General features: G+C 64.7%; 15 protein-coding genes. 10 read left to right on the forward strand and 5 right to left on the reverse strand.

Features of this window, described 5'->3' with window-relative positions; genetic code table 11:
- Positions 1-54: 54 nt before the first annotated feature.
- Positions 55-1,377, reverse strand: a complete 1,323-nt coding sequence (locus ACZ1JC_RS18010; protein WP_465135571.1) for an FAD-dependent oxidoreductase — start codon at positions 1,375-1,377, stop codon at positions 55-57.
- Positions 1,378-1,599: 222 nt separating this feature from the next.
- Between ACZ1JC_RS18010 and ACZ1JC_RS18015 the strand changes: the two genes are divergently transcribed.
- Together ACZ1JC_RS18015 and lepA are read left to right on the forward strand one after the other, a co-directional pair.
- Entirely contained in the window at positions 1,600-4,359 is a 2,760-nt protein-coding gene (locus ACZ1JC_RS18015; RefSeq protein ID WP_465138554.1) for an EAL domain-containing protein, read from the forward strand.
- Positions 4,360-4,449: 90 nt separating this feature from the next.
- Positions 4,450-6,252, forward strand: coding sequence for a translation elongation factor 4 (gene lepA, locus ACZ1JC_RS18020; protein ID WP_465135570.1), 1,803 nt, complete (start codon positions 4,450-4,452; stop codon positions 6,250-6,252).
- Positions 6,253-6,524: 272 nt separating this feature from the next.
- Here lepA and ACZ1JC_RS18025 read toward each other — a convergent pair whose 3' ends face one another.
- On the reverse strand, positions 6,525-9,428 hold the full coding sequence (locus tag ACZ1JC_RS18025) for a TonB-dependent receptor (protein WP_465135569.1): 2,904 nt from the start codon (positions 9,426-9,428) through the stop codon (positions 6,525-6,527).
- 349 nt (positions 9,429-9,777) lie between these two features.
- On the opposite strand from ACZ1JC_RS18025, the gene ACZ1JC_RS18030 reads away from it, so the two are divergent.
- The 8 genes from ACZ1JC_RS18030 (at position 9,778) to ACZ1JC_RS18065 (ending at position 16,363) form a co-directional block, all read left to right on the forward strand.
- Positions 9,778-10,332, forward strand: a complete 555-nt coding sequence (locus ACZ1JC_RS18030; protein ID WP_465135568.1) for a helix-turn-helix domain-containing protein — start codon at positions 9,778-9,780, stop codon at positions 10,330-10,332.
- A gap of 66 nt (positions 10,333-10,398) precedes the next feature.
- Positions 10,399-10,737 (forward strand): hypothetical protein, encoded by a 339-nt coding sequence (locus tag ACZ1JC_RS18035; RefSeq protein WP_465135567.1) that lies wholly within the window; start codon positions 10,399-10,401, stop codon positions 10,735-10,737.
- Positions 10,738-10,825: 88 nt separating this feature from the next.
- The gene (locus ACZ1JC_RS18040) at positions 10,826-11,338 is read left to right on the forward strand and encodes a hypothetical protein (protein WP_465135566.1); all 513 of its coding nucleotides are present in this window, start codon (positions 10,826-10,828) and stop codon (positions 11,336-11,338) included.
- 17 nt (positions 11,339-11,355) lie between these two features.
- Complete coding sequence (locus tag ACZ1JC_RS18045) at positions 11,356-11,874, forward strand: JAB domain-containing protein (RefSeq protein WP_465135565.1); 519 nt, start codon at positions 11,356-11,358, stop codon at positions 11,872-11,874.
- A gap of 205 nt (positions 11,875-12,079) precedes the next feature.
- Positions 12,080-13,729 (forward strand): alpha-D-glucose phosphate-specific phosphoglucomutase, encoded by a 1,650-nt coding sequence (locus tag ACZ1JC_RS18050; protein WP_465148392.1) that lies wholly within the window; start codon positions 12,080-12,082, stop codon positions 13,727-13,729.
- Positions 13,730-13,937: 208 nt separating this feature from the next.
- On the forward strand, positions 13,938-14,804 hold the full coding sequence (locus ACZ1JC_RS18055) for an alpha/beta fold hydrolase (RefSeq protein WP_465135563.1): 867 nt from the start codon (positions 13,938-13,940) through the stop codon (positions 14,802-14,804).
- A gap of 337 nt (positions 14,805-15,141) precedes the next feature.
- On the forward strand, positions 15,142-15,984 hold the full coding sequence (locus tag ACZ1JC_RS18060) for an arylamine N-acetyltransferase family protein (RefSeq protein ID WP_465135562.1): 843 nt from the start codon (positions 15,142-15,144) through the stop codon (positions 15,982-15,984).
- A 226-nt stretch (positions 15,985-16,210) separates the two neighbouring features.
- Entirely contained in the window at positions 16,211-16,363 is a 153-nt protein-coding gene (locus ACZ1JC_RS18065; RefSeq protein WP_465135561.1) for a hypothetical protein, read from the forward strand.
- Positions 16,364-16,582: 219 nt separating this feature from the next.
- Here ACZ1JC_RS18065 and moaB read toward each other — a convergent pair whose 3' ends face one another.
- From moaB to ACZ1JC_RS18080, 3 genes are all read right to left on the reverse strand, one after another.
- Complete coding sequence (gene moaB, locus ACZ1JC_RS18070; RefSeq protein WP_465135560.1) at positions 16,583-17,110, reverse strand: molybdenum cofactor biosynthesis protein B; 528 nt, start codon at positions 17,108-17,110, stop codon at positions 16,583-16,585.
- Entirely contained in the window at positions 17,100-18,872 is a 1,773-nt protein-coding gene (locus tag ACZ1JC_RS18075; RefSeq protein ID WP_465138553.1) for a lytic transglycosylase domain-containing protein, read from the reverse strand. Before ACZ1JC_RS18075 ends, moaB begins: the two co-directional genes overlap by 11 nt.
- A 77-nt stretch (positions 18,873-18,949) precedes the next feature.
- Complete coding sequence (locus tag ACZ1JC_RS18080) at positions 18,950-19,735, reverse strand: uracil-DNA glycosylase family protein (protein ID WP_465135559.1); 786 nt, start codon at positions 19,733-19,735, stop codon at positions 18,950-18,952.
- Between the last annotated feature and the right edge of the window lie 50 nt (positions 19,736-19,785).

Consider the following 19,785-nt stretch of genomic DNA (forward strand, 5'->3'; position numbering starts at 1 on the left):
TGCTTCGCTTCGCTCGCAATGATGAGGGCCGAAAGGATGGCCCCGACGGCAAGCTTACCGCTTGCCGGCCGCCTCGATCATCTGTTCCACCGCCACGAACTTTTCGCGGGGCGCGCCGTTGCGGGCATTGGCGACTTCCGCCTCGTCGATCTTCTGCCAATCGGTGAACTTCACGTAGTCGATCCCGCGTTCGGCCGCGAGCGCGTCGAATCCGGGGCGGCCGGGCTTGCCGGCGCCGTCGGCGCGGAAGCCGCCCAGATCCTCGGCAATGCGTTCGACGATGGCGAAGCCGTCCGGCCGATTGGTGCCGATGGTGCCGGTAGGCCCGCGCCGGGCCCAACCGACGCAGTAGAGCCCCGGTGCGATCCGCCCGTCTTCGTTGGCGAAGCGGCCGTGCTGATCGTCATAGGGCACGTCCGGAATCGGGGAGGTCTGGTAGCCGATGCAGGCGACGACCAGCCCGGCGGGAATGCGATAGGTCTCCCCGGTGCCGACCGCCTTGCCATCCTCCAGCCGGGTGCGCTCCACTTCCACCGCTTCGACGCGGCCGTCACCCAGAATCGCGCGGGGGGCGGCGTAGAAGTCGAATTCGATGGAGACTTCGTCCACTTGCGGCTCGGCAGGCGCGGCCTTGGCGAAGCTGCGCAAGTGGCCCACGGCCTTGCGCTGGCCGGGATCGAGCGCGGCATCGCCGGTTTCGGCCGGAAGGTCTGCCGCGTCCACATGCGGGCGGGCGCGGCTGAGCAGGGTCAATTCGCCCAGTTCCTTGGGCGTCATGGCGATCTGGAACGGCCCGCGCCGGCCAAGGATGACGATGCGGCGCACTCGCGATCCGGTCAGCGCCTTCAGCGCATGGGTGACGATGTCGGAGCCTTCGAACTCCTTCTGCGACTTCGCCAGGATGCGCGCAACGTCCAGAGCGACATTGCCGTTGCCGATCACCACCGCCGTATCGTGCGCAAGCTGCGGGTTAAGGCCGGAGAAGTGCGGGTGGCCGTTGTACCAGCCGACGAAGGCGGCGGAGCCGAAGACATTGGCCAGATCCTCACCGGGCAGGCCAAGCTTGCGATCGTTCGGCGCGCCGGTGGCCAGTACCACCGCATCATAGAGTTCGCGCAGTTCGCCCACGGTGACGTCGCGGCCGATCCAGACATTGCCGATGAAGCGCACATTGTCAGTCTGCGCGGTTGCCTCGTATCGGCGCGAGACGCCCTTGATCGACTGGTGATCGGGGGCGACGCCGCTGCGGATGAGTCCGAAGGGCACCGGCAAGGCGTCGAAAATGTCGACCCGAACCCCGTCCCCCCATTGTCTGAGCGCTGCTTCGGCCGTGTAGTAGCCGGCCGGCCCCGAACCCACGATCGCGATATGTCGCATGGACTTGCTCTCCCGTGAAAGAGCGCACCGGGCGTGCGCCCCGTCAAAAAACAAGCAAGCATGGGGCAGGGGGCGGGGCAAGCGAAAACGCCCACTTGCGACCAGCCGTTAATCTACGCGTTAGCCCCTGTAACGCGCCGCAAAATCGGATTTTTGCCCTTTTGAGCCGCTGCGGATTTAACCCTTTTGAAATGGGCCGGGCCGCAAGAGCGGGGCATGGCGATGACAGGTTCCCGCAGGAAACGGCACACCGTGCGCAAGGGCGTGCCGGGCGGGCGCGAATCCGGGCTTTTGCAGGTGCGTGCTCGGGTGCGTACGGCAGCCGATACGGATTCGCCCGTTACGGACAATCCCGTTGCCGATTTGCCCGTCACCGCCGAATCGCGCGGCATGGCCGGGAATTTTGCGCAGTTGCGGCCCAAGGGGCCCAGCAGCGATCCGCTGTTTTACTTCGTCGCGCGTCGGTGGGAGCTGATGGCCCCGGCGATGGTATGCGTGCTGGCGATGACCGCGGTGCTTTCCGGCACTCGGCCGGGGCGGGCGACTATTCTGCTGGCGCTGTTGGCGATGGCCGGCTGCCTTGCCGCGCCCTTGCTGGCGCGAATCGAGGAGCGACGCCGACACGACAGCCCGATGCGCTATCCGTTGATGCTGCTGGCGATCGGCGTGCCGATGGCACTGTTCGGCCTTGCCACCTCGCTGTGGGCGTCGGCGGTCGATGCGGGCTACACGGTCAAGGCGCACGTCCTGCTGGTCTTGCTGGCGACGGTGCTGCTGAACGGCCGGATGACCTCCATCGTGGCGGCCACGGTGGCGCTGTGGTTCGGGGCGTCGCTGCCTTCGGCCTCGGTCTATTCGTTCGGCCTGCTGGCGGCGGGCTGCGGCTTGGGGCTGGTGGTGGCCATGCGGCAAGTGCGCGAGGCCGCCGCCGAATCGGCACACCGGGCCGAGCAGGACATGCGCCAGCACCGCGCCGAGGAACTTCTGGGCGAGTACGAGGATACCGGGCAGGGCTGGTTCTGGGAAAGCGACCGGCGCGGCATGGTCACGTATGTCTCCCCGCGCATTGCCCAGCTGCTGGGCTGCACGCAGGACGAAGTGGCGGGCCGGCCTTTTACCAGCCTGTTCCATGTCGAGGCGGACGGGCAGCCCGAAAGCGAACGCACGCTGGCCTTCCATCTCGCCACACGGTCTTCGTTTCAGGACCTGACGGTGCGGGCGGCCACGGGTGAGGCGGATGAGCGCTGGTGGTCGATCTCCGGCCGGCCGGTGCTGGACCAGTTCCACAATTTCCTGGGTTTTCGTGGGTCAGGCACGGATCTGACCGAAACCCGCAAGTCGCAGCAGCATGTTACCTTGCTGGCGCGGTTCGATTCGCTGACCTCGCTCGCCAACCGATTCCAGATGGCGGAATGGCTGGAGAAGATCCTGACCTCTCCGCGGCTGGAAAGCCGGGCCTGCGCGGTGTTCCTGCTCGATCTCGACCGTTTCAAGCAGGTCAATGACACGATGGGCCACCCGGCCGGTGACGCCCTGCTGAAGCAAGTGGCCGAACGCCTGACCACCACGGTGGGCGCGATGGGCCGCGTGGGGCGCCTGGGCGGGGACGAGTTCAAAGTGCTGCTACCCGGCCATCACCAGCACGAGGGCCTTGCCCATATCGCGCGCCGGATTATCGAAAACCTGTCGCAGCCTTACGAAATCGACGGCGTGCGGGTGACCATCGGTGCCTCCATCGGCATATCGCTCTGCCCGGAAAACGGCAGCACGGCCGAAGAGATCATCCGCAACGCCGACCTTGCGCTCTATGCCGCCAAGGGCAGCGGGCGCGGGCGGCATTACTTCTACGACGACGACCTGCACTCGGACGCCAAGGAGCGCCAGCAGCTGGAGCAGGACCTGCGCGACGCCATCGTGCTGGGCACGCTGGAACTGCACTACCAGCCGCAAATCCACACGACGACCGAGCGTATCACCGGGTTCGAGGCGCTGCTGCGCTGGAACCATCCGCGCCACGGTTACCTGTCGCCCGCCAAGTTCGTGCCGGTGGCGGAGGAGACCGGACTGGTTGCCCAGATCGGTGAATGGGCACTGCGCACCGCCTGCCGCGATCTGGCCGATTGGCCGGAAGACGTGCGCGTGGCAGTCAATGTCTCGCCGTTGCAGTTCTCCAACCCGGCGCTGCCGGAGATCGTCACGCGGGCCATCGCCGATGCGGGAATTGCCGCCGGCCGTCTGGAGCTGGAAATTACGGAAAGCGTGTTCCTGGGCGAAGACAAGTCCACCGAAGGCATGTTCGCGGCACTGAAGTCGGTGGGTGTGCGTCTGGCGCTGGACGATTTCGGCACCGGCTATTCCTCGCTCGGCTATCTGAAGCGCGCGCCGTTCGACAAGATCAAGATCGACCAGAGCTTCGTGCGCGGCGCTACGATCGAAGGCAGCCGCAACGGGGCGATCATCTCTTCGATCGTGAGCCTGGCCGAAGCGCTGAACATGGAAACCACGGCTGAAGGCGTGGAGACGCTGGACGAGCTGGATCTGGTGCGCCTGCTGGGCTGCAGCCACATTCAGGGCTATATCTATGAAAAGCCGCTCACCGCCGTCGGCGCGGCGGCAAGGCTGGCGCAGGGATTGAGCGCCGTGGCGCAAGGGCCGCGTTCGGCCCGCGCTCCGCGCCAGACGATGCTGCGCAAGGTTGTGCTGGAACACGATGGCCACATCTACCACGCCACCATCCGCAACGTTTCGCAGACCGGGGCGCTGGTGGAAGGGCTGTGGAACGTGCCGGTGGAGACCTGCTTTGCGCTCCATCTGGCCGAGGATAACGTGGTTCTCGCCACCGCACGCTGGTGCCGGGACGATCACATGGGCGTGGAATTCGGCACGCCGCTGGAACTCGATGCCCACGGCGCGGTGCTGTTCACACCGTCGCGGACCCTGTTCGAGGCGAGCGAGGACGGGCCGCTGCGCAAGGTCGGCTGATAGCCGTGTGACGGGCGCCCGGAATGGCGGGCCTGAAAATGCGCGCACACCGCATTTTCAAATGGCCCAAGCGCTGCTAACGGCGCATCCATGACCGAACTCGCCCAGATCCGTAATTTCTCGATCATTGCCCACATCGACCATGGCAAGTCGACGCTTGCCGACCGTCTTATCCAGCGCACCGGGGGCCTCTCCGACCGCGAGATGAGCGCGCAGGTGCTCGATAACATGGATATCGAGAAGGAACGCGGGATCACCATCAAGGCGCAGACCGTGCGCCTGAACTACACGGCGTCCGACGGGCTCACCTACGAGCTGAACCTGATGGACACGCCGGGCCACGTCGACTTCGCCTACGAAGTCAGCCGCAGCCTTGCCGCATGCGAAGGCGCGCTGCTGGTCGTCGACGCCGCGCAGGGCGTGGAAGCGCAGACGCTGGCCAACGTCTATCAGTCGATCGAGCACGACCACGAGATCGTGCCCGTGATCAACAAGATCGACTTGCCCGCCGCCGAACCGGAAAAGGTGCGCAACGAGATCGAGGAAGTGATCGGCATCGATGCGTCCGAAGCCGTGCTGGCCTCCGCCAAGTCCGGCATTGGCATCGACGAGATTCTCGAAGCCGTCGTCGCCAAGATCCCCGCCCCAAAGGGCGACCGCACCGCGCCGCTGAAGGCGATGCTGGTCGATTCCTGGTACGATCCGTACCTGGGCGTCGTCATTCTGGTGCGCGTGATCGACGGCGTCATCAAGAAGGGCCTGAACGTCAAGTTCATGCAGGGCGGCACCGACCATCTGGTCGACCGCGTCGGCTGCTTCACCCCCAAGCGCATCGACCTGCCCGAACTCGGTCCGGGCGAAATCGGCTTCATCACCGCACAGATCAAGGAAGTGGAGCAGGCCAAGGTCGGCGACACGATCACTACCGTGAAGCAGGGCGCCACGCAGGCGCTGCCGGGCTACAAGGAAGTGCAGTCCGTGGTGTTCTGCGGCCTCTTCCCGGTCGACGCCAACGACTTCGAGAAGCTGCGCGAATCGATCGGCAAGCTGCGCCTGAACGACGCCTCTTTCAGCTTCGAAATGGAATCGAGCGCGGCGCTGGGCTTCGGCTTCCGCTGCGGCTTCCTGGGCCTGCTACATCTGGAAATCATCCAGGAGCGTCTGAGCCGCGAGTATGACCTCGACCTCATCACCACCGCGCCTTCGGTGGTCTATCGCCTGACGATGACCGACGGCACCGTGAAGGAACTGCACAACCCGGCTGACATGCCCGATCCGGTGAAGATCGACTTCATGGAAGAGCCGTGGATCAAGGCGGTGATCTACACGCCGGACGAATACCTCGGTTCGATCCTGAAGCTCTGTCAGGATCGTCGCGGTATCCAGAAGGACCTTACTTACGTCGGCGGCCGTGCGCAGGTGACGTACGAACTGCCGCTCAACGAAGTGGTGTTCGACTTCTACGACCGCCTCAAGTCGATCAGCCGCGGCTATGCCAGCTTCGACTATGAGCAGATCGGGCTTCAGGAGGGTGACCTCGTGATGATGAACATCCTCGTGAACAACGAGCCGGTCGATGCGCTGTCGATGGTGGTCCACCGCAGTCAGGCCGAACCGCGCGGCCGTGCGCTGGTGGAGCGTTTGAAGGACTTGATCCCGCGGCACATGTTCAAGATCCCGATCCAGGCGGCAATCGGCGCCAAGGTGATCGCGCGCGAGACGATCTCTGCCATGCGCAAGGACGTTACCGCCAAGTGCTATGGCGGCGACATCACGCGTAAGAAGAAGCTTCTGGAAAAACAGAAGGAAGGCAAGAAGCGCATGCGCGAGTACGGCAACGTGCAGATCCCGCAGGAAGCCTTCATCGCCGCGCTCCGCATGGGCGAGGAGTGAGGTTTTCGCCTCGCTGCTTTCTGGCAGATTGAGAAAAGGGCAGGGGAGCCGTGGCTCTCCTGCCCTTTTTCTTTGCCTGAAGCGTCGGGAGAAGGAAGGAGAAGCAGGAAGCGGGATCCCCGCCTTCGCGGGGATGACGAAAATTGAGGTTGCTAGCGGGTGTTGAGCACCCCCGCCCCCATCGTCATCCCCGCGAAGGCGGGGATCCCGCTTGTTCTTAAGCCAAGCGCGACGGCCGAAGAGCGCAAACCACTCCCCCGGCAATCGCATCGTCAGAAAATCCGCCGCACCGAAAGCAGCACTGTGCGCCCCATCGGGTCCAGATAGTCCTTCTGATAGGCATAGGGCGTCGCCCCGGTGGCATCCGTCACCGTCTGACGCGTGTCGAACAGGTTCTCGATCGACAGACTGACGCGCGTACCACGCGCCCATGCCTTGCCGCGGAACCGGTTCTGCAGGTTCGCAAACAGCCGAAAGTCCAGCGTCGCCAGAGAGGAGAAGTGGAGGTCTCCGGTCGAACTCGACATGGTATCGCCAGTGACCTTGGTCGCGCTCTGCCAGTTGCCTTCAAGCCGCATGCCGACGCCATTGTCCACGACGCCAAGGCTGGCGGTGATCTTGTGCTGCGGCGTCGTGCTGCCGGTGACGGTGCCGCCGTGAAGCAGGTCGATGGTATCGCCATCCTCGGTAAGCTGCACGTCCGAACGCAGCACCCAGGTGTGATAGACCGATGCCAGCAGACGCGCGCCATTGTCGCTGCCGCCGGAGAACCCGCGTCCGCCGCGTCCGCCGCCGAAGCCGCCGCCCGGGCCACCAGGTCCGCCGCCGGGGCCACCCGGTCCGCCGGGGCCACCACTGGGAGGCGGGCCGAAGCCATCGGGCGGCGGGCCGTCGCGGAAACCTTCCGGCGGAGGGCCGTCGGGCGGGAAACCGCCGGGAGGCGGGCCGAAGCCGCCGGGGCCTTCCTGCTCGCGCTGGCCGTTGACGGTGATCTCGCCATCCGCGCCGGGCTGGCCGGGCGGCGTCTGCGCGCCGGGCATCTGGCCGGCAGCTTCGCCGGACGGCTGGCCGCCCGGTTGGCCGCCTTGCTCTCCTGCACGGCGACCGCGCCACTGCCCATTCTCACCGGGGCGCGCCCATGGCGGCCGCTCGGGACGCTTGGGCTTGCGCAGCAGGGCGGAGAAATTGAAGCCCCAGCGCACTTGCTCGGTACGCTGCATATAGACGTTTACCGGGCGGGCATCGACGCCGACCAGCGTGCCCGTGGCGTCGCGGGTGAAGCGATCGGGGAAGGCGTCTTCCATTTCCTCGGTCACGCCGCCGATGCTCATCACCGCGTTGCGATTGCGGCTGTTGACGTAGTTGGCGCTGAAATTCAGCTTCGGCTCGTCCAGAATCTTGGCGGTCAGACCCAGCTTGAAACTGTGGCGGTCGTCCGCCTTCAGGTCCGGATTGCCGCCCGTCACCGTCGTCACCAGCACCGACTGGCCGGTCACATAGTCGTAGACGCGCTGGTTGGTGGTGGTGATCACCGGGCCGCTCAGCTGCGATACGGTGGGCGCGTTGCGATCCTCGTTCACCGCGGCGATCACAGTCACCCCGTCCACCGGCGTCCAGGTCAGGCCATAGCCGAAAGTGCCCAGCGTGCCGTAGTCGGAAACCTGGGTGATCCCGCCGTTGAGGTTCAGGCTCAGCGATCCGATGGCGCCCAGGAAATGCTTGCTGCGGCTGGTCAGCGGAATGTCGACGGAGAGTTTGGCGTTGCCGTTGGTGCGGTTGGCGTCGCTGTCCGTCACCAATCCATTGCGAGTGGTGCTGGACGATTGCGCAGTGAAGTCGCCGCCCAGTTTCAGGCTGACGCCCATGTCGCCCGCCGGCAGCTTCAAAAGCTTGCCGAAGATCAGCGCGCTGGCGCTGCCGGTATCGGTGTTGGACTTCGCCCGGTTGGTCAGCATCTGGCCCAGCAGATCCGACGAAAACGGGCCGTAGGGATCGACGGAGGGGGTGTTGGCATCCAGCGCGGCCTGAAGCGCGTCGGTATCGTAGCCGGTCTCCGTGCGGGTGTCCGATTCGCTGTGCTCGTAACTGCCGACCACCGACAGCTTCCAGCGGCTGGACAGGTCCATGTTGAAGGTGGATCCCGCCGAAACGTCGGCCGAATTCACCGACTTGTTGAGCGGATCGGTGGACAGGTAGCGGGTGAAGGCCGCCTCGCTTCCGTCCGAATAGGGATTGTCGGCCGGAACCGTCAGGTCGCCGGTGGCCAGACCATCCAGCGAGCGGCTGGTCTTGTAGGTGCCTTTGAGGTTGAACGAGAGGTTTGCCGATCCGCCCAGATCGTGCGCAAGGCTGGCGCCCAGCGCGTAATTGCGCGTCGATGCCTGCAGCGTGCGGTAGGCGCGATCGTCGGCGATGCCGTCTGCCGGCGTGATGCCGCTGTCCGGATCGGGCACGATGTCGCGGTCGCTCTCCAGGATGGAGGCTTGACCCGAAACTTTGCCGGTCAGGTTCAGGCGGTCGTTGTCATGGATCCTGGTGTAGGCGAAGGCGCCGTTGCCTTGGCCGCCGCCGCCCTTGGTGGACATGCCGCCCTCCAGATTGGCCACGCGCGACTGGAAGCGACGCTTCAGGATGATGTTCACCACCTTCTGCTGTGCATCGTAGCCGTACTTGATGGCCACTTCCTCGGGCAGGATATCGACGCGCAGTACCGACTCCACGGGCAGATCGCCCACTTCGTTGACGCCGGAAACGCGCTTGCCGTTCACCAGAACGACCGGCCCGCTGGACGAATCGCGGCCCGAGATGCTGGCGGTCTGGTCGGCGATCTCGCTGAGCAGGTCGCTGATCGAATCGACGCCGTAGGAGGCGATTTCGCCCTGATTGATCTGGTTCTCGGGCGGGATGTCGCCGATCACCGCACCCGGCACGGCTTGCCCACGGACGACGATCTCGTCCGTACTGCCGCTGTCTTCGGCGGTGTCGGGCTGGCTGGTGGTTTTGGCCGCCGTGCCCTTTGCGCTGGTTGTGGCGGCGGGCGAAGCCTGCTGCGCGCGGGCCTCTATCGGTGCGGTAATCGCCGTTGAGGCGAGTATCAGGCACAGTACGCCGTGGCGGCCCCCAGCGGAACGGGGGCTGGGCCGAGAGGCGGAAAGGGGGGCGACAGGTTCGGGCATCCTCATGATTCCCGGCTAGATCGCAGGGCGCCCGGCGGAAATCCTCGAATAGTAAGAAATTGTAATGAGCCGGGCAGAGTTGTCGCGGACGCTCCCAATTCGGCCTCAACCCAGCAGGCCAGCTCCGCTAAGGTATTGGGTTTTCAAGGATAGTTAAAGCCATTGCAGGAAATGCCGGTGATCGGCAGAGCAACCATCCGAAATGAACGATTCGTGCGTGAGGAAAGCGCTCTGTCGATAGTATATGACTGGAGCGCGGGTTGATCACGAATTGGTTACCGACATATATGTAGCAATAACGACTGGCAGGGTGGAGGGTACCCTGTCGGAACGGGGATAAACGGGTCCGATGGAAATCGATTGTTGGGCACATGAACAGACACCGGCGCAGTTCCGGCGGGTTCTGGAGGTTCTGCCATCGTTGACGGAAAAGCAGCACGAAGTGCTTCGCCTCGTCGCCGAGAATCGGACGAGCAAGGAAATCGCCTGGGAACTGGGCATTTCCGAAAGCGCGGTGAACCAGCGCATCGAAGGTGTTCGCAACCGCACCGGCGCCCCGCCGCGTGCCGAACTTGCACGCGCTTACAGGCATTACCTGCGCCCCGCAGATACAGCCTATAATCCTCTACCAGACAAGAATCCTCAGGTTCCTCCAGCCACCGATGCGACCGAAGAGTGGGAGCAGGACGAGCCGGGCGATCGGCTGCGACTGTCGGATGGGGTGACCTTCAGGATTGAAGCACCCTGGCAGGCAGAACCGGCAGACCGGCTCGTCCCCGAGGTGCTCGATGGCAACGATGCCGGTCTAAACCGCATGGCAGCCATGGTCCTGATCGCCGGCGGGTTGCTGCTCGTGGCGGTGTTCGGCCTGGATCTTGCCACGGCGTTGGGTCGGCTTTCGTGAGCCAGCCTCGATCCTGGTCATGCTTGGGCTCCCCGTTCGTGCCGGGGACGTCGAAGGAGGGTCTACATGTCGATGACGATTTCCGCAGCAACCGCCCGCATCACCCGCCAGCTTCCCGAGGCCGAAGGCTCGCTGGATTCGGCGCTTCTTGCTTCCGCCCGGCTCATGGAATCGATGCTTCTGGCACGCCAGGTGGAAGGCATTGCCAACTTCACTGGCCAGAGCGCGCTGCTGCGCCTTGCCAAATCGCAGCGGTCGCTGCTGGAATGCCAGAACGACATGATCCGCGTGCATCGCGCACTGCTGGATGCCGGGCGCGACGTGAACGCGATCATCGACGAGCCCGAAGCCTGCCCGCCCTCCGCGGCACTGATCGAGGAAACGGGGATGGCGCTCTCCGCCTGAACCGAACGGCGGGCGCTGCGGCGCCCGCGCAAGGGACGGCATGGTACCGGGGGGTGACCATGCCGATCCCGGCCGATCGGGGCCTGTCATGCTGATCATCCTGGCAGCGCGGGCCTATCTGCTTCACGTCGTGCTCATTGTGCTGTTCGTTCAGGCGCTGCGCCGCGGTGCGGCGCCCGAACGCATCCTGACCACTACACTTCTGGCCATGCTGGTCGTCGATCGGATCTATCATTTGATCACCAGCCAGCAGGGCGTGATCGTCATGGGAGTGAACGTTGGCCACTTTGCGATCGACACTATCGCTCTTGGTGTATTCCTCACCGTGGCGCTCTGCGCGAACCGGAGCTATCCGCTGTGGATAGGGGCGGCACAGTTGATCGCTTTTTCAAGCCATATCTATCCGATGCTGGCGCAGGATCTGCGCGGCCCGGCCTATCTGGCGATGAGCATAATGCCTTCTTACGTACAGGCCACCGCGATGGGGCTTGGCCTGATCGCTCACATGCGGCGGCAGAAGACGCCGGGCAACTATCGGTCCTGGCGCGCGTCCTTCATCCCTACGCCGGCGAACAATCCAGAGAGGTTGCGCTCCGCCTGATCCGCGCCTTCGGATCCTTGCGCGGCATCTACACCGCGTCCTCTGATGCCCTGGCCGAAGTCATCAGTGGAGAACCCTGCAGCCAGAACCTCCTGGCCGCCGCAATCGCCGTCGCGCGCGACATCGCCATGCTGGCAGCCCGCGAAGCGCTTTACGGCGAGCCTACCGAACCCGGCAATCCACGCCTGCGCCGATACCTTGTGCGCCGGCTAAGCGCCTTGCGGGAAGAGTGCGTGCTGGTGCTGTTCCTCACCGCCGAAGGGCTGTTCATTGCCGAGGATTTCTACGCGGGGACACAGTGCAGCGTGGTCACGCTGCCGCTACGCAGCACGGTGCGCCGCGCGTTCGATCTGAATGCGCGGCGGTTGGTGATCGCGCACAACCACCCCTCCGGCAATCCGGAGCCCAGCGCATTCGACATTCGTGCCACGCGCCATTTCATCGATGTGACCTCGGCACTCGACTTTTCGGTGGACGATCACGTCGTCGTTGGTGCCAGCACAGTGGTAAGCATGCGGGACAGAGGGCTGATTTGACGCGAAAAATCGTGTAACTGGTCCTAAAGGGGGCACAGCTGCACCGAATTGACCCGTTCGCGCATTTGACATTGGGTGCCGTGTCACCAGACTGTTTCCAGTCGCTTCCACATATCTCGTGCGACGGGGAGCCGTTCCGGAGATTCCATAATCACTGGAACAGCTTGGCACTTCGTCGATTGCACACCTTCTTTCCCCACCGCTTATGGAGACCCGCGCTTTGATCCGGATCGTGACCGTTCCCACAACACCCTATGAAGGCCAGGCGCCCGGTACTTCGGGCCTGCGCAAGAAAGTCCGGGTTTTCCAGCAGCCGAACTATGCCGCGAACTTTATCCAGGCCGTGTTCGATGCCGTGAAGCCCGCGCCGGGTGCAGTGCTGGTGATCGGCGGGGATGGGCGGTTCCATAACCGCGAGGTGATCCAGCTGGCGATCCGCATGGCCGCGGCCAATGGCTATGCGCGCGTGCTGGTGGGGCAGGGCGGTATCCTGTCGACTCCAGCGGCCAGCAATGTGATCCGCAAGTACGGCGCCAGCGGCGGGCTGATCCTTTCGGCCAGCCACAATCCCGGCGGGCCGGACGAGGATTTCGGCATCAAGTACAACATCGCCAACGGCGGGCCGGCACCCGAAACGGTGACAGCCGCGATCCACCATCGCACTACCGAGATCGACCGTCTGCTTACGGTGGAGACCCCCGACATCGACCTGGACGCGCTGGGCGAGGTCATGGTCGGGGATATGGCGGTCCAGGTGATCGATCCGGTGGCAGACTATGCCGACCTGATGGAAACGCTGTTCGATTTCGACGAGATCCGCCGCATCGTCTCCTCCGGCTTCACGATGCGTTTCGATGCCATGAGCGCGGTAACGGGCCCTTATGCGCATGAGATTCTGGAGCGCCGGCTTGGCTTCGCGCCCGGCACGGTGATCAACGGGGTGCCGCTGGAGGATTTCGGCGGCCACCATCCCGATCCCAACCTGATCCACGCCCGCGCGCTCTATGACGTGATGATGGGGCCGGACGCGCCCGATCTCGGCGCCGCGTCGGACGGGGATGGGGACCGGAACCTGATCATCGGCCGCGGCCGCTATATCACACCGTCGGATTCGCTGGCGATGCTGGCGGCCAATATCGAGATCGCGCCCGCCTATCGCGGACGGCTGACGGGAATTGCCCGTTCGATGCCGACCAGCGGCGCGGCCGATCGCGTGGCCGAGGCTTTCGGCATTCCCTGCTATGAGACGCCCACAGGCTGGAAGTTCTTCGGCAACTTGCTGGATAGCGGCCAGGTGACGATCTGCGGAGAGGAAAGCGCGGGCACCGGATCCGACCATGTGCGGGAAAAGGATGGCCTGTGGGCCGTGCTGCTCTGGCTGAACATCCTGGCCGTGCGCGGGATCAGCGTGGACGATCTTGCCAAGGCGCACTGGGCGCGTTTCGGCCGCAACTATTACGCCCGGCACGATTACGAGGCCATCGACAAGTCCGCTGCCGATGCGCTGATGGCCGAACTCAAGGCATCGCTGCCCGGTCTGGCGGGCAAGGCGTTCGGCCCGCTGACTGTCGCCCATGCCGACAACTTCGCCTACACCGACCCGGTCGACCATTCGGTGAGCGAGAACCAGGGTGTGCGCGTGCTGTTCGAGGATGGCAGCCGGGTGGTCTTCCGCCTTTCCGGCACGGGCACGCAAGGGGCGACGCTGCGGGTCTATTTGGAGCGTTACGAGCTGCCTTCCGGGCATATTCTCGCCAATACGGAAGCGATGCTGCAATCGCAGATCGATGCCGTCGATGCCATCGCCGGTATCGCCCGCCATACAGGCCGGACCTCGCCTGACGTGATTACCTGAACGTCATTCTTTGCGCGGCTTTCCACGGCAGTTCACAGGTTTTGCGCACTATTCGCACAGAATATCCACAGGGTAGTCACCAGGGCGTGCCGGCGTAACGCGGGGGCGGTATCGCCCTCGCGGCGCTGCCCGCCGCCTTGCGCGAATGTCGCTTGCGGTCGAGCATCTCCGCCACGACGCCCCGAAGGGCGCTTTGGGGAGAACGCGGATGCCTCGGATCGACGTGGGTGGAATCGGCATTGCCTTTGAGTTGCTGGGCAAGGAGGGCGATCCGGCGGTGGCCCTGACGCCGGGTGGACGTTTCACGATGGACGTGCCGGGGCTGCGCGAAATGGCGGAAGGCTTTGTGAAAGCCGGCCGCCGCGTGCTCATCTATGATCGGCCCAACTGCGGCGCATCCGATGCATGCCTGCTGGGCGAGAGCGAATCCGAAATGCAGGCGGAGGCGCTGGCCGGCCTGATCCGCAAGCTGGACCTTGGGCCAACGGTGATCGCCGGCGGATCGGGCGGCAGTCGCGTATCGATGCTGGCGGCAGCGCGCGATCCGGAGATTTGCTCACACCTCGCATTGTGGTGGATTTCGGGCGATCCGATCGGCCTGATGCAACTTGCCACCTATTACTGCGGGGAAGCGGGCACCTTGGCCAGCCGGGGCGGCATGGAGGCGGTGCTGCAGGCGACCAGTTGGGCCGAGAACCTCGCCAAGAGCCCCCAAGCGCGCGACTACATATTGGCGCAGGATCCGGATCGGTTCATCGCCGTCATGCAGAAATGGGCGGCGGCTTATGTTCCCTCGCCGGTGAGCCCGGTACCGGGTATGGCCCAGCGCGATTTTGCGCGGCTGACGATGCCAACGCTAGTGTTCCGGTCGGGCACCAGCGATCTTTCGCATACCCGCGCAACCTCCGAATGGGTGCATCGCCTGATCCCGCAATCGCGCTTCATCGACCCGCCATGGGGCAACGACGAGTGGAACGATCGCTCGATCGAGACTCATTCGGGCCAGAGTGGGCACACGCTTTTCCGCTCATGGCCAATGCTGGTGCCGCATATCCTCGACCTCGCGGCACAGTAAGGCCAGCCTGAGCGGCGAGACCTTGTAGCATACGCCATAAGCCGTGAGGCGAGGATTGGGTATTGCCGTTCCCGTCATCCCCGCGAAGGCGGGGATCCCGATTTCTTGCGCCACTCACAGCGGCAAGCGGCCTTGCCTGCTGCTGTGGTTCCACAGGATACCCACGGGAAGTACACAGTTGGTCCACCGGCTGTACACCATTTATCAACAGGGATGCAGCCAGTTATCCAGCAATACCCACTCCATTTCGACAGCTTCCGAACATCCTATCCCATCATTACACACAATCTTATCAACAGGCTTGCCCGCGGGTGGGCGGGAGTGCTCTAGAGCGGACATGGACCTCTCGCGCTACTTCGCCCGCATCGGCCTGACGGCCGCGCCCGCTCTCGATCCAGAAGGGCTCGCCGCGATGCAGCAGGCGCATCGCCGCGCGATCGGCTTTGAGAATCTTGCGATCCCGCTGGGCGAGGGCATCCGCATCGACAGCGCCAGCGTATTCGACAAACTCGTCGGGCGCGGGCGCGGGGGCTACTGCTTCGAGCAGAACCGCCTGTTTTCCGATGCCCTGAGCGCCCTCGGCCTGGTCAATCGCCCCCTGCTGGCGCGCGTGCTCCTGGGGCTGCCCGAACACGCTGCCCCGCCGCGCACGCATACACTGCTGCTGGTGAACATGGCCGGCGCGGCGTGGATCGCGGACGCCGGTTTCGGCGGCAGTTACGTCCCGCCGCTGCCGTTGGAAGACGGCGCGCAAGTGCAGACGACGGATGGCGCGTGGCACCGGCTGTTGCGCAGCGGCGAACGCGGATCGCTGGGCGGTGAATGGCGCATCGAACGCGCAGGCCCGGCCAGCGCCACCGACGGGCGCAGCGCACCGCATGGCGACTGGCAGCCGCAATATTGCTTCGATCTGGCCGAAGTGGCGCAGGACGATCTGGAGATGGGCAACCATTGGACGTCCACCCGTCCCGACACGCGGTTCACCACGCTTTGCGTCGCCAGCGTGGCCCTCGATGGCGGTTTCGCGGCGATGACCGGCCGCCAACTGACGATCTACCGCAACGGCGCCAGCGAAACGCGTGAGATTGCCGACGCAGCCGACTACGCCCGCACCTTGCGTGACGTCATGGGCATTGCGCTGTCCGATGCGGAAGCCGCTCGTCTGCCGTTGTTCGGCTGACGAGACGCATTAGTGCCGGATTTGCCGCCGCCCCAGCCTGCTCAGGAACAGGTCGCCACCGCTCTGGCGGATTGCGGACTGGATCGCGGCGGGATCATCGTTTCCTATGACAATGATCTTGAAGCCGATGTCGTACGGATAAAGGTGAGCGCGCGCCAGCGATAGTCAGTTTGCCTGCATCTTTGCTGCGACGTCCGACGAGGAGGTTTCGTTCGAAGATTTAGGCTTGCAGGAGGGCTACGCTGCCTACAGCCAGGCCGCGTTACGCCCGCAGATGATTGCATCCGTCCGCAAAAGTCTTGCCGATATCGGCAAGCTGGAAGGGTTGCCGCAGTTGGGTAGTTTCAACGATACCACCGCGTTTTTCCGCGCCGTTTAGATACATTGCGGCTGGCGTGCCGGCGCAGCTCTCCAGGAACTTTCGCCGGGCGACTGGACGATAGCACCGGAGGCTCTCCGCAACATTGAGCCGCAGGACGAAAGAGCGATCTGCCTGCTTGCGGCGTGGATGGCACAAGACGAAGATCTGGAAGCGCGCGGCCTGCACTTGGGATTTATCGGCAACGCTGCACGCGGGGACTGACGCCGCGCAGGCGCTTCAGACCTCGCGCAGCCTCGGCATCAGTTCCACGAAATTGCAGGGCCGATTCCGGCTGTCGAGCTGTTCGGCAAGGATGCCGTCCCAGCCATCCTGCACCGCGCCGTTGGAGCCGGGCAGGGCGAAGATGTAAGTGCCCCGCGCCACTGCCGCGCAGGCGCGCGACTGGACTGTGGAAGTGCCGATCGTCTTGTAGGAGATCCAGCGGAACAGTTCGCCGAAGCCGGGAATGTCCTTGTCCTTCACCCGGTCGATTGCCTCCGGCGTCACGTCGCGGCCGGTCAGGCCGGTGCCGCCGGTGACGATGATGGCGTCGATCTCGCGGTCATCGATCCAGTTGTTGAAGCGGCTGGCGAGGCGCGCCGCATCGTCCTTCTCGATCGCGCGGACGACAAGGTTGTGGCCCGCCTTGCGGATGCGGCCTTCGAGAATGTCGCCCGAGGTATCGTTCTCGGCCGTGCGGGTGTCGGAAACTGTCAGCAGGGCAATGTTGATGGGCTTGAATTGACGCTCTCGATCAATGGCCACGCACTATTGCTCCATTCGCTGCCATGCGCACGCCCTGCGAGCCGGTGAGGCCCGGGAAGGTCGGCCACATGTCCTGTGCGAGCGCCATGCGGCTTTCCGAAGGGCCGCCGGCCTGACGCTCGTACATCCAGTAGTTGCGCAGCACTATGTTCACGTAGCCGCGCGTTTCCCAGTAGGGCAGCGATTCCATCCACAGCAGGGGATCGCCGCCGCAGTTCACTTCGGTGTTCCAGCGCGTGATCGGCACCAGCCCGGCGTTGTAAGCGGCCATGACCTTCAGCAGCAGGCCTTGGGTGCCCGACGAATCGCGCAGCGTCTGCAAGTGCTGCTGGCCGAATGCCAGGTTCACTTCGGGCTTGTTGAGATCGGTGGCCGTGCCGGAAACGCCCAGCAGCGAGGCATGGTCGCGCGCGGCGGCGGGCATGATCTGCATCAGCCCGCGCGCGCCGGCAGGGCTGACGACGCTGGTCTGGAAGATCGATTCCTGCAGCGTGTGCGCATAGACCAGTGCCGGATCGACCTTCCAGCCGCCGGCCGGGGTCCACTTGGGCGTCGGGAAGCGGCTGGCCGGTTCCGGCCGCCCGCCCGCAGGCGCGTTGTAGGCCATCCACAACTGGGTCGAGGGCAGGCCAAGATCGCGCGCCAGGCGGCTGATGGAGGCATATTGAGATGCGCTGCCGATGCGCGCCTGATGGCGCAGCACTTCGTCGGCCAGCCCGTCCTCACCGATTTCGGAAAGCTCCACGGCGGCACGGATGTTCGGCGTGTCGCGCAGCGTCTGCCAGTCGGACGAGGTGAAGTCCGCGCCCGAATGCTGCTCCGGCAGCCGCATGCCCAGCTGTTCGGCGGCCAACATGCCGTAAAGCGTCTCGTCCCGCGCGGCGGCAAGGCGCAGTTCGGTGGCGGCGGCTTCCGGCTTGCGGCAACGCACCAGTGCGCGGCTGCGCCAGTAATGCGCGGCGCTGGTTAGTTCGCTGTTCTCGGAATTCTTCGCGGTCTTGTCGAAAGCGTCGGCGGCGCCGTCGCAGTCGCCCAGGCGCCATGCGGCAAGCCCGGCAGTCCACCACGATTCGCCCACCCACGGGCCGCCGCCCATCGCGCCCAACTGGGCCATCTGGTAGGCGGATGCGTCCTGGTTTTCGATATAGAATGCCCAGGCGACCTTCTGGCGCCATTCGGCCTGCGAAGAGGCGCTGAGGCCGGAATCGATACCGTCCAGCAGCAGGCGCGCGCCCATCGGATCGTCGTTCTTGATGCGATCGTTGATGCCGGAGGCGATCGCGGCGGGCATCGTGCCATCGTCGATCGAGGCGGGGCGCACGCGCTTGGCCATCGTCGGCAGCCGGGCAAAGGCCTGTTCACTGGGAACCGAGGGCACCGAAAGCGCGCCGCGCTTCAGCGCCAGACGGCTGATCTGGTCCGCGCCGGGAAGCTCCGTCCCCTGCGAAAGCCAGGTCTGCAGGTCGGTAAGTTCGATCTTCGGCGATCCGGACGCCAGATAGTATTCGGCGCGAAGCTGCTGGTGCAGGGGGCCGTCTGGCCGGTCCGACAGCATCTTCTGGACCGTGGCCCAGTCTTTTGCATCGATCGCGGCGAAGGCCTGCTTGTAGTACGATCGGTCGTCCTGGCTGAGCAGCGAAGGGACCGCCGTGCTGTCCGCGCGAGTGCGGAAATATTCCACCGCCGCGCTGTTGGCGAATGCCGGCGTCGTGGCCAGCGTGGCTACAGCAAGCGCTGCCACCCCCGCGGCGCGCGCTGCCATGGCAAAGTTTTTCACGTCAAAATTCCCCGCATCGTGCGACCTAACCCCGCATTTTGGTGGCCGTCCGGATGCGCCCGTCAGGGGTTCGTCCAGTCCAGCCAAGCCCTCCAGATGCCTGCCTTCGCGCGCGGATTCTGCAGCAGCGCGGCAAGCCCCCATCCGGCCAACAGAGGTATACTCACTCCTTCATGATCAAATTGTCTTAAAACGGCAGTGCGTTGCGGCACGTCGTGGCCGATCAGCGACAGAACGTTGCCGCCGAGCACAATCAGCCGCTCTGGAGCCACCAATTTCACGTGCCGGGCGAGGGCATCGCCCACGCCGCGTTCCCCCGCGGCGCGCCAATCGGGCACCGGATCGGGGCGGGGCAGGGCGCTGGCGAGATAGATATCCTCCCGCGTGGTGCCGAATGCTTTAAGCATCGCGTCCAGCAGTTTGCCCTGCGGTCCGCTCAGCAGCCGGTCGCGATCTCCCGCCTCCGGCGTTTCAACCACCACCATCAGCTTCGCGCCGGCTTGGCCTTCGGGCGAGAGGCGGCCGACCGGGCCGCCATCATCGAGCAAGGTCTCGGTCAGCCACCAGGCGCGGAATGCGTCGAGATCGGCGGGCAGCAGGGCGGGATCGATGCGCGTGGGCACCACCGGCGCTTCCACCACCACCGGCACGCGGCGCGGGGGCAGGCGATCGCCGTTTTCGTCCTGCTCGTCTTCCGGCACGATCCATTGGCGCGGTTCGTCCTGGAAGTCGCAATCGACGCCTGCATCGCGCCACCAGTCGAGCGCGGCGGTGATATCGGATTTGATATCGTCCAGAAATTGCCGATTTGGGGCCTGATCCATCGCGTGGGTCTTGACCTGTCGCATTCCACCAATCAAGGCACAACACGAATTAATCGCGCGCTTAAGTGTGTGAA

The sequence above is a fragment of the Sphingomonas sp. BL-S-28 genome (assembly GCF_055521515.1).